Below are 265 nucleotides of genomic sequence, written 5' to 3' on the forward strand. Positions count from 1 at the left end.
CAGTAAGGATGGTGGAGCTATGCGGGATCGAACCGCAGACCTCCTGCGTGCAAGGCAGGCGCTCTCCCAGCTGAGCTATAGCCCCATCGTAGTTATCTCATTCACCTTAATTCTTGCTGAGACAAGGCGTGGAACGGTGAAGCATACTGAAGTATGCGAGTCGTTTCACAACGCGGCATCAGAAAGAATTTGGTAGGCCTGAGTGGACTTGAACCACCGACCTCACCCTTATCAGGGGTGCGCTCTAACCACCTGAGCTACAAGC

At 53.6% G+C, this 265-nt stretch carries 1 tRNA gene; it reads right to left on the bottom strand.

From position 1 onward, the window contains the following. Nucleotides 1-9 precede the first annotated feature (9 nt). Nucleotides 10-85 (bottom strand) — tRNA-Ala (locus OGY37_RS00185). Between the last annotated feature and the right edge of the window lie 180 nt (nucleotides 86-265).

The sequence above is a fragment of the Citrobacter sp. Cpo030 genome (assembly GCF_030333005.1).
Taxonomy (GTDB): domain Bacteria; phylum Pseudomonadota; class Gammaproteobacteria; order Enterobacterales; family Enterobacteriaceae; genus Citrobacter; species Citrobacter portucalensis.